This is a genomic window from Citrobacter sp. CtB7.12 (assembly GCF_001297795.1).
Lineage (GTDB): Bacteria > Pseudomonadota > Gammaproteobacteria > Enterobacterales > Enterobacteriaceae > Citrobacter_A > Citrobacter_A amalonaticus.
Map to the genome: position 1 here is coordinate 52304 of NZ_LIFT01000023.1, position 9393 is coordinate 61696.

At 55.7% G+C, this 9393-nt stretch carries 8 protein-coding genes; 1 reads left to right on the forward strand and 7 read right to left on the reverse strand.

Annotation, left to right across the window (positions count from 1 at the left end; translation table 11 throughout):
• Nucleotides 1–31: 31 nt before the first annotated feature.
• From hflX to nnr, 7 genes are all read right to left on the reverse strand, one after another.
• On the reverse strand, nt 32–1312 hold the full coding sequence (hflX, locus tag AOY24_RS20560; RefSeq protein ID WP_042321426.1) for a ribosome rescue GTPase HflX: 1281 nt from the start codon (nt 1310–1312) through the stop codon (nt 32–34).
• Nucleotides 1313–1386: 74 nt separating this feature from the next.
• Nucleotides 1387–1695 (reverse strand): RNA chaperone Hfq, encoded by a 309-nt coding sequence (gene hfq, locus AOY24_RS20565; RefSeq protein WP_042999184.1) that lies wholly within the window; start codon nt 1693–1695, stop codon nt 1387–1389.
• 83 nt (nt 1696–1778) lie between these two features.
• The gene (gene miaA, locus AOY24_RS20570) at nt 1779–2729 is read right to left on the reverse strand and encodes a tRNA (adenosine(37)-N6)-dimethylallyltransferase MiaA (protein WP_054177258.1); all 951 of its coding nucleotides are present in this window, start codon (nt 2727–2729) and stop codon (nt 1779–1781) included.
• Nucleotides 2722–4587 (reverse strand): DNA mismatch repair endonuclease MutL, encoded by a 1866-nt coding sequence (gene mutL, locus AOY24_RS20575; protein WP_054177259.1) that lies wholly within the window; start codon nt 4585–4587, stop codon nt 2722–2724. The genes miaA and mutL overlap by 8 nt, the downstream gene beginning before the upstream one ends.
• A gap of 9 nt (nt 4588–4596) precedes the next feature.
• On the reverse strand, nt 4597–5928 hold the full coding sequence (amiB, locus tag AOY24_RS20580; protein WP_054177260.1) for an N-acetylmuramoyl-L-alanine amidase AmiB: 1332 nt from the start codon (nt 5926–5928) through the stop codon (nt 4597–4599).
• Between the two features lie 16 nt (nt 5929–5944).
• Nucleotides 5945–6406 carry a tRNA (adenosine(37)-N6)-threonylcarbamoyltransferase complex ATPase subunit type 1 TsaE gene (gene tsaE / locus AOY24_RS20585; RefSeq protein WP_042999180.1) on the reverse strand — a complete coding sequence of 154 codons (462 nt, stop codon included), beginning with the start codon at nt 6404–6406 and terminating at the stop codon, nt 5945–5947.
• Nucleotides 6378–7925 carry a bifunctional ADP-dependent NAD(P)H-hydrate dehydratase/NAD(P)H-hydrate epimerase gene (nnr, locus tag AOY24_RS20590; RefSeq protein ID WP_044328470.1) on the reverse strand — a complete coding sequence of 516 codons (1548 nt, stop codon included), beginning with the start codon at nt 7923–7925 and terminating at the stop codon, nt 6378–6380. Before nnr ends, tsaE begins: the two co-directional genes overlap by 29 nt.
• Here nnr and queG point away from each other — a divergent pair.
• Entirely contained in the window at nt 7924–9063 is a 1140-nt protein-coding gene (gene queG / locus AOY24_RS20595) for a tRNA epoxyqueuosine(34) reductase QueG (protein WP_054177261.1), read from the forward strand. The two genes, nnr and queG, sit on opposite strands and share 2 nt — an antisense overlap.
• The last annotated feature ends 330 nt before the right edge of the window (nt 9064–9393 follow it).

Consider the following 9393-nt stretch of genomic DNA (forward strand, 5'->3'; position numbering starts at 1 on the left):
GCGAAAAAATCTTCAGGCCATATCCGTCAGATCAGACAACATAGTCTTCCAAAGCCGGTTCTTGTTTACAGAGGCGACGCCAGTCAACGATCGGCAGGCGAACTTGCAGACTTACGCTACCGTCATCCTCCATCCACTCTTTTTCTATTGCCTGAAGCTGATAAAAACGGCTTCTCAGACGCCCTTCCTGCGGCGGCAAACGCAACGTATGCTGCGCCACCTCGCCGGAAAGTCGCTCCGTCAAAGCCTGAAAAAGCTGTGGTATCCCAACCCCTGTCTGCGCGGAAAGCCAGACACGAATCGGTTTGTTCTCTTCATCCCGGTCGATACGCGGTTCAAAGTCATCCAGCATATCGATCTTGTTCATCACCATCAGGGACGGGATCTCGTGAGCATCGATCTCTTCGAGAACCGTATCCACTGCGTCGATGTTTTCCTGCACGCGCACATCCGCTGCATCAACCACATGCAGCAACAGTGTCGCCTGACGCGTTTCCTGGAGGGTCGCTTTAAACGCCGCAACCAGATCGTGCGGAAGATGACGGATAAACCCAACGGTATCCGCCAGCACGGTCTCCCCGACATCCGCCACGTCAATGCGACGCAGCGTCGGATCCAGGGTCGCAAACAGTTGATCTGCCGCATAGACCCTGGCTTCGGTTATCTGATTGAAAAGGGTGGATTTTCCGGCGTTAGTATATCCCACCAGCGAGACGGTCGGGACATCCGCCTTAATGCGCGACTGTCGCCCCTGCTCACGTTGCTTTTCAACTTTTTCCAGGCGCGACTGGATCTGCAATATACGGTTTCGCAATAAACGGCGGTCGGTTTCGAGTTGGGTTTCACCCGGACCGCGCAAACCAATCCCGCCTTTCTGTCTTTCAAGGTGGGTCCAGCCACGGACAAGACGCGTAGCCAGATGGCGCAACTGCGCCAGTTCAACCTGCAATTTCCCCTCATGGGTACGTGCACGCTGCGCAAAAATATCTAAGATAAGGCCAGTGCGGTCGATAACACGACACTCACACAGGCGCTCCAGGTTACGTTCCTGGGCCGGACTCAATGCATGATCGAATAATACGACGGCAGCGCCTGTCGCTTTTACGGCTTCCGCAATTTCAACGGCTTTACCTTCACCAACAAAGTACTTCGGGTGCGGTGCTTTACGGCTACCGGTAATCACCTGCATTGCTTCGACACCGGCGGAAGAGACCAGAGATTCAAACTCCTGGAGGTCTTCCATATCTTTGTCTTGCGAAAAATAGATGTGTACCAGTACCGCCTGCTCACCGGCGTCATAACGGTCAAACAAGCGTCAACCCCTCGATATAGATCAGCGGGGAACGCAGAAATTCTGGCTCCCCGTGTGTAAAACAGCCAAAAACCTTATTCGGTCTCTTCGCTGTCCTGTTGCGTCGCAGAACCCTGCGCGCCGCTACCGTGATGATAGTTACTGCTGGTACCGCCACCGGCATTGTTACTATGATGAGAAACCGGGCGAGACGGGACAACAGTAGAAATCGCGTGCTTATAAACCATCTGACTGACCGTGTTTTTCAACAGGATCACAAACTGATCAAAAGACTCGATTTGACCTTGCAGCTTAATACCATTCACCAAATAAATAGAAACTGGAACACGTTCCCGACGCAGTGCGTTCAGGAACGGATCTTGTAAAGATTGCCCCTTAGCCATTCTCTCTTTTCCTTATATGCTTATTTGTACTTTGAATCTTTCGATTCTGAAAATTGCGCACGATACGCCTTAATTGTACACATTCAGTTCGCGATAGCACCAACAACCTGTAATACTTCGTTCCGCGCCTGCTCAGGTTTCTCACTGTCAAGCCAGTGCACTTCTTCCCAACCGCGTAACCAGGTTACCTGGCGCTTTGCCAACTGCCTCGTGGCGCAAACACCTCTATAAACCATTTCATCGTATGATATTTCGCCTTCAAGGTATGACCACATCTGGCGGTATCCCACACAACGAATGGAAGGCAAGTCCGTATGCAAATCTCCACGGGCAAAAAGCGCCCGAACTTCTGCTTCAAATCCTGAAGCCAACATCTGATGAAAACGCTGCTCGATGCGTTGATGCAACAGCTCACGGCTCGCTGGGGCGATGGCAAACTGATGCACCTGGTACGGTAAAGCATCACCTGACGTTTGCGTCAGTTCCGTTAAAGTTTTACCCGAAATGAAAAAAACTTCCAGTGCCCGGGAAAGTCTTTGCGGATCATTTGGATGAATACGCGCAGCCGCAACCGGATCGATTGTCTGAAGCTGTTGGTGCAACGCATCCCACCCTTGCTCTGCCGCCTGTTGCTCAATTCTGGCCCTGACCTGCGGGTCTGCCGACGGTAACGGCGAAAGACCTTCCAGCAATGCCTTGAAATACAACATCGTACCGCCCACTAACAGCGGAATACGCCCCGCCGCAGTGATCTCGCTCATCTCCGCCAACGCATCGCGGCGGAAATCCGCAGCAGAATACGCCTGCGACGGATCGCGAATATCCAGCAATCGGTGCGGAGCCGCCTTTAACTCTTCAGCGTCCGGCTTCGCCGTCCCGATATCCATCCCTTTGTAAATAAGGGCGGAATCGACGCTTATCAACTCTACTGGCAAAACTTTACGCAATTCAATCGCTAGCGCCGTTTTACCCGAGGCCGTAGGCCCCATCAAAAAAATTGCCTTTGGCAGGCTCGCCTTACTGATATCACTCATGTTTCAGGGCATTCATCGCCGTATGTAAATCAACAGGTTGTAACAGACCACCCGGCGGCGCCTTCACGAGCTGCGGGCAAAGCCGCTCCACATCAGCCAGCAGGGTAATGGCCTGAGCCATTGTCCACTGCGTATGCTCACTCATCAAATTACGCGCAATCCACTGCGCCAGATTACCAGGTTCACGCGCTGACTGTTGCGTCAGGTAGCCTATCAGTTCAGGAATCAAGATTTGTAAATTTTGTTGGCGTAAGGGTAAAGGCACCGCCCGAATGGTCACATGCTGGGCATCTGCCTGAAATTCAATCCCCAATTCCACCAGTGCGCCCTGCGCATTTTCCAGCGCAGCCTTTTCCTCTGCAGAGACTTTTAGCCGCAGCGGGATCAGCAACGGCTGAGCGCAAACCTGCCCCTCTCCCGGCGAAAGCTGCGCCTGACGCAGCCAGCGTTCTGCCACGGGCAGCGCCAGCAGGTGAATATTCCCTTCGCGCTCCAGCAACGCGCAGTCGTTGCCCACAATCGTGAGCACACGGCCAAAGCTCTGACAGTGTCCCGACAGTGCTGACACAGCTGGCTCCGGCGCAGGCGATGATTTTGTCGCAGGTGTCGGCGTTTGCAGGAGCTGGCGATACACTTCGCCCTGCTGTTTTTGGTAGCCCGGTTGGGCATGCGGCCAGCTTGCCGCCGTTGGGCGCGGCGCGCTGCTGCCCGCTGTCGGTGTGGAAGTGTAGCGCGGTGCCGTAGGTTCGCGGGCCTGCGCCGGCTCAGCAAAATGGTTACGCCCTGCGGCCACACGGTTTTCCGGAACGTGCCGGGGCGCGGGTTCGCCTTCTGCTTCCAGCGGCAATGGCGATTCAAGCTGCTGTTGCAGCACGCTCAGCACGCCCTGGTAGATAAAGTCATGGACCAGGCGCGACTGATGAAAACGCACTTCATGCTTGGCCGGGTGCACGTTGACATCCACCTGATGCGGGTCAATCTCAAGGTACAGCACAAATGCGGGCTGTTGATCGGCGCCCAGCTTATCTTCACAGGCCTGACGAATGGCGTGGTTGATCAACCTGTCGCGCATCATGCGTCCGTTGACGTAGCAGTACTGTATTTCCGCCAGCGCCGTCGTGGTGTGATTGGGATCGGCGACCCAGCCGCGTAAGGTCAGATCGCCATGCTGCCACTCAATCGCCAGCGCATGCTCAAGAAACGGCGTACCACAAATGGCGCCCAGACGACGCTCTTGCGGCCCCTCTTTCGCCACCGCGCGGTACTGACGTACCATTTTGCCGTTGTGCGACAAATTGATCGTCACATCAAAACGCGCCAGCGCAATGCGCCGGATGATCTCGTCAATATGATTGAATTCGGTTTTCTCGGTGCGCATAAACTTGCGCCGGGCCGGGGTGTTGTAGAACAGATCGAGGACTTCCAGCGTGGTGCCTACCGGATGCGCGGCCGGTTTGACTGTTACCTCCATGTCGCGCCCTTCGGCGTAGGCTTGCCAGGCTTCCTGTTGCTCTGCGGTGCGTGACGTGAGAGTCAGGCGAGATACCGAGCTGATACTCGCCAGCGCTTCGCCGCGAAAACCCAGGCTAATGATCGCTTCCAGATCGTCAAGAGAGGCAATTTTACTGGTGGCGTGCCGCGCCAGCGCCAGCGCCAGTTCGTCTTTCCTGATCCCGCAACCATTGTCACGGATACGGATCAGCTTCGCGCCGCCGCGCTCGATATCAATATCGATGCGCGTTGCCCCGGCATCAAGGCTGTTTTCCACCAGCTCTTTGACCACCGATGCAGGTCGCTCAACCACCTCACCTGCGGCAATCTGGTTCGCCAGTTGTGGCGGTAACACCTGAATCGGCATGCAAATTCCTTAGTTGATCAACGACTCACCCGGCGTAGCGGCGCTCGCGGTTTGCGCCGCACTTCCCTGCGGAGCCGACTGCATCGGATGCGCCTGGAAGTAGTTACGCAGCCCTTTGTAAATCGCATCGGCCAGTTGTTGCTGATACGCATCGCTCGCCAACAGACGTTCTTCACTGTGATTACTGATAAACCCGGTTTCCACCAGCACCGAGGGAATATCTGGCGAGCGCAGAACGCCCAGGCTGGCATGTTCAGGCCGCCGTTTATGCAGTGACCCAATCCGTTCGAGCTGGCCTAACATGTTGGTTGCCACATCATACCCTACGCGTTGGGAATGGCCGAACTGCAAATCCAGCACCGCCTGACTTAGGTACGGATCGGCCTGGCTGTTTGCCAGCACATCCCCCGCGCCGCCCAACAGCTCCGACTGTTTTTCATGTTCTTCAAGCCAGTTCGCCATTTCGCTGTTGGCGCGCCGGTTCGACAGCACCCACACGGAGGCACCCGTAGCGCTGCGGTTGGGCGCGGCATCGGCGTGAATCGACACCAGGAAGTTGGCGTTTTGCTTACGCGCCACGTCAGAGCGCCCCATCACAGAGATAAAATAATCCCCGTCACGGGTTAACACGCCTTTAAACATCGGATCATCATTAAGCAGCGTGCGCAGTTTACGGGCCACCGCGATAGTGACATTTTTCTCTCGCGTACCGCCGGGGCCGATCGCGCCGGGATCCTGCCCACCGTGCCCGGCATCAATGGCGATCACCACTTTGTCACCATTGCTGGATGTCGCTCTGGCCGCCGGGCGCGTCGCCGTATTGCTGCTGATCACGGCGGTGGTGCGATCGTTGCTGGTTTTAAACGGATTTCGCGCAGGTTCAGTCGGACGCGGCGCCACCACCGGCGTTTCGACGCGTTTAGCAACGACTGGAGCGGGGGGAGGTGGCGGAGGCGTATCGGCGTTAATGGTAAAGACTACCGTGTAGTTTCCGCCACTCTGCCGTTTTACCGCCTCGGTTTTCCCGTTTTCGGTTAAATCCACCATCAGTCGTAGTGACTGTGGATCTTTCGCCGTGCCGGAACGAATAGTCTTCACCAGGTTATTACCGCTAAACATCAGCGGAAGCCCCTGAATGACCCCCGTTTGCTTAATATCCAGCGCAACGGTACGTTTGCCTTCATGGGAAAAGGCATAATCGGGATCGCCAATAAAACTGAGCGTAATACGCGCCTGTCGATCGCCGTTGGAGACCTGGATATCGGAGAGGCTGGCGGCTCCGGCCTGCGCGCACAGCAGAACCAGCATGGCCACCAACCCATTTCTGATACGATAAATCATCCCGCCACCTTTAAGGTTAACCGGCTAAACGCGCCAGCAACGAATCACCTGATGAGGAGACAGCACGGATGCGCGCCTCACGACCTTGCGCCTGGTAATCTATGTGTATTTCGACATCCGGGTCCGGGAGTACACCTTTACCCTGTTGCGGCCATTCCACCAGGCAAATGGCATCGTTGGCAAAATAATCGCGGATCCCCATAAATTCGAGCTCCTCGGGATCGGCAAGACGATACAGATCGAAGTGATAGACCATCAGGTTATCGAGAGAATAGGGTTCGACCAGCGTATAGGTTGGACTTTTTACATTACCGGAATGGCCTAACGCCTGCAGGAATCCCCGACTAAAGGTGGTTTTACCCGCGCCTAAATCACCGTAGAGATAGATCACGGTCGCGCCGTTGCAGGCCTTGGCTACCCGTTGTCCCAGGTCTAATGTTGCCTGTTCGTCAGGTAGCGGAATTACTCGATTCATCATGATAAACGTCAATCACATCAGGGTTAACAATACGCTGTAGCGTGGAAAAAAGATCGGTTGCCAACATGCCGCGCATACCGGCACGCGCCGCCAGAACATCGGCCGCCGCACCGTGAGCCACGCAGCCAGCACAGGCTGCATCATACGGGGTAAACTTCTGTCCGAGCAATGCGCCAATAATACCGGAAAGCACATCGCCCATGCCGCCGCTGGCCATGCCTGCGTTGCCGACATCAGCAATTCCCAACGCCTCCGGTTGTGCGGCAACCACCGTTCCCGCCCCTTTCAACACCGCAACGCCTCCGTAACGTTTTACCAGACGCTGTGCAGAATGTAAGCGATCACTTTCAATTTCTGCGACAGAACACCCCAGTAACCGCGCGGCTTCTCCCGGATGCGGTGTGATGACGCGATTGTGACGTTTATCGGGATTGATTGCCAGCAGGTTCAACGCATCGGCGTCCCAGACCATCGGTTTACGGAAATTCTCGACTTTTTGCAGCGCTTTCTTCCCCCACTCCGCCTGTCCGAGCCCAGGGCCAATGATGATGACATCCGCCCATGCGAGGCTTTCGTCAAGGGACTGCGGCGTCAGTTCATGCACCATCAGTTCGGGACGAGCGGTCAGCAGTGGGGCGATATTTTCGCTGCGCGTCAGCACGCGTACCAGCCCCGCTCCGGCGCGCAGCGCCGCTTCACCGGCCAGTCGAATCGCTCCCGCCGTGCCGTGATCGCCGCCGATCACCACCAGTCGACCGTGATCGCCTTTATGCGACGTTGCACGACGCGGAGAGAGCCAGTGCGCAAGTTGTGAGGCGTCAAAGCGTTGAATCGGCGCGTCCTGCCCTGTCAGCCAGTCGTCCAATCCCAGCGAATTAAAATGAAGGCGCCCGGTCACATCCCGGGCTTTCCCCGTCAGCAGACCCGGTTTCAGGACGATAAAGGTGACCGTGCGTTCGGCCCGGATGACCGCACCGGGCGTCGCGCCCGTTTGTGCCAGCAACCCGGAAGGAATGTCTATTGAGACAACAGGCGCAGGGTGGGCGTTTGCCCGTTCGATTAATTCAGACAACGGCTCGCGCGGCGCCTGGGTTAACCCGATCCCCAGAAGCGCATCAATAATCAGGTCGATATTTTCCGGCCAGGCAATCGCCGGGGAATGGATCACACCTCCTGCATTCAGCCAGGCTTCCCGCGCCTGTGCGGCCTCCTCGGGCAGCGGTTTATCGCTTTCCAGCGCTACCAGGGTGACCAGAATCCCTGCTGCTTTCGCCAGCCTCGCCACCACATAGCCATCGCCACCATTGTTACCGTGACCGCAGAGCACCAACCAGCGCCGGGCATAAGGCCGGGACTCGCGCGCCACGTCAAACACCGCCTCGCCCGCTCGCAACATCAGTTCGAACAACGTGAGCCCCAGCGTGTCAGCAGCTTCTCGCTCCAGCCGTTTGATGTCATCGGCGGGCCAGATGGAGTGTGGTATACTGATGGGGTTTTTCTTCATTGTATGGTCCGTCATGTCAGAGCCCCTCGATCTCAATCAGTTAGCGCAAAATATTAAGCAGTGGGGGCTGGAACTGGGCTTTCAGCAGGTCGGTATTACCGATACTGACCTGAGCAAGTCCGAACCCAAACTGCAGGCGTGGCTGGACAAACAATACCACGGAGAAATGGACTGGATGGCGCGCCACGGCATGATGCGCGCGCGTCCCCATGAGCTACTGCCTGGCACACTTCGCGTCATCAGCGTGCGCATGAACTATCTTCCCGCCCACGCCGCGTTTGCCCGGACGCTGAAAAATCCCTCGCAGGGTTACATCAGTCGCTATGCCCTGGGCCGCGACTACCATAAGCTTTTACGCAACCGCCTCAAAAAGCTGGGTGAGAGGATTCAGCAGCACTGTGTCTCGCTGAATTTTAGACCTTTTGTCGACTCTGCGCCCATACTTGAGCGCCCGCTGGCAGAAAAAGCCGGTCTGGGATGGACAGGTAAGCACTCACTAATCCTCAACCGTGAGGCCGGGTCGTTTTTCTTTCTTGGTGAGTTACTGATTGATTTGCCCCTGCCGGTTGATGCTCCCGTGGAGGAAGGATGCGGAAAGTGCGTCGCCTGCATCACCACCTGTCCGACCGGGGCGATTGTCGCCCCCTACACGGTGGATGCGCGTCGCTGCATCTCCTACCTCACCATCGAACTGGAAGGCGTAATCCCTGAAGCATTGCGACCATTGATGGGCAACCGGATCTACGGTTGTGATGACTGCCAGTTGATTTGCCCATGGAATCGCTACTCGCAGCTGACTGACGAAGACGATTTCAGTCCCCGTAAGCCGCTTCATGCGCCCGAGTTGATTGAGCTGTTCGCCAGAAATGAAGCCTGGTTTTTAAAAGTCACAGAAGGGTCAGCCATTCGTCGTATTGGTCATCTGCGCTGGCTGCGTAATATTGCGGTAGCACTCGGTAATGCGCCCTGGAGTGACGCCGCCCTTTCCGCACTGGAAAGCCGCCGGGGTGAGCACCCACTTCTTGATGAACACATAGAGTGGGCCGTCGCGCAGCAGATCGCGAAGCGAAACGCCGACGTGATCGAGGTGCAATCACCAAAGCAAAGGCGACTGGTTAATGCTATCGAAAAGGGACTTCCACGGGACGCCTGAATCGTCCACAGGCTGTGCATAAAAATAAAAACACATTGCTATTCAAGAACGAGAAAATCGTCAAGTGATCGCATTAACAATTTGCAATCTTAATTTAAACTTTGATTTCAGATAGTTATAAAGAAACTATTCACTTAGCGAAGTATTTGAATATTCCGTAGAAAAATCCGAAGCTGTGGATAACTCTGTTCACAAGAGTATGACAGATACAAAACGAAACGACCCCAACGCATAAACGCACTGTGGTTGATTTTCTGGAGATAAGAATTTGGAGCGGGAAACGAGACTCGAACTCGCGACCCCGACCTTGGCAAGGTCGTGCTCTACCAA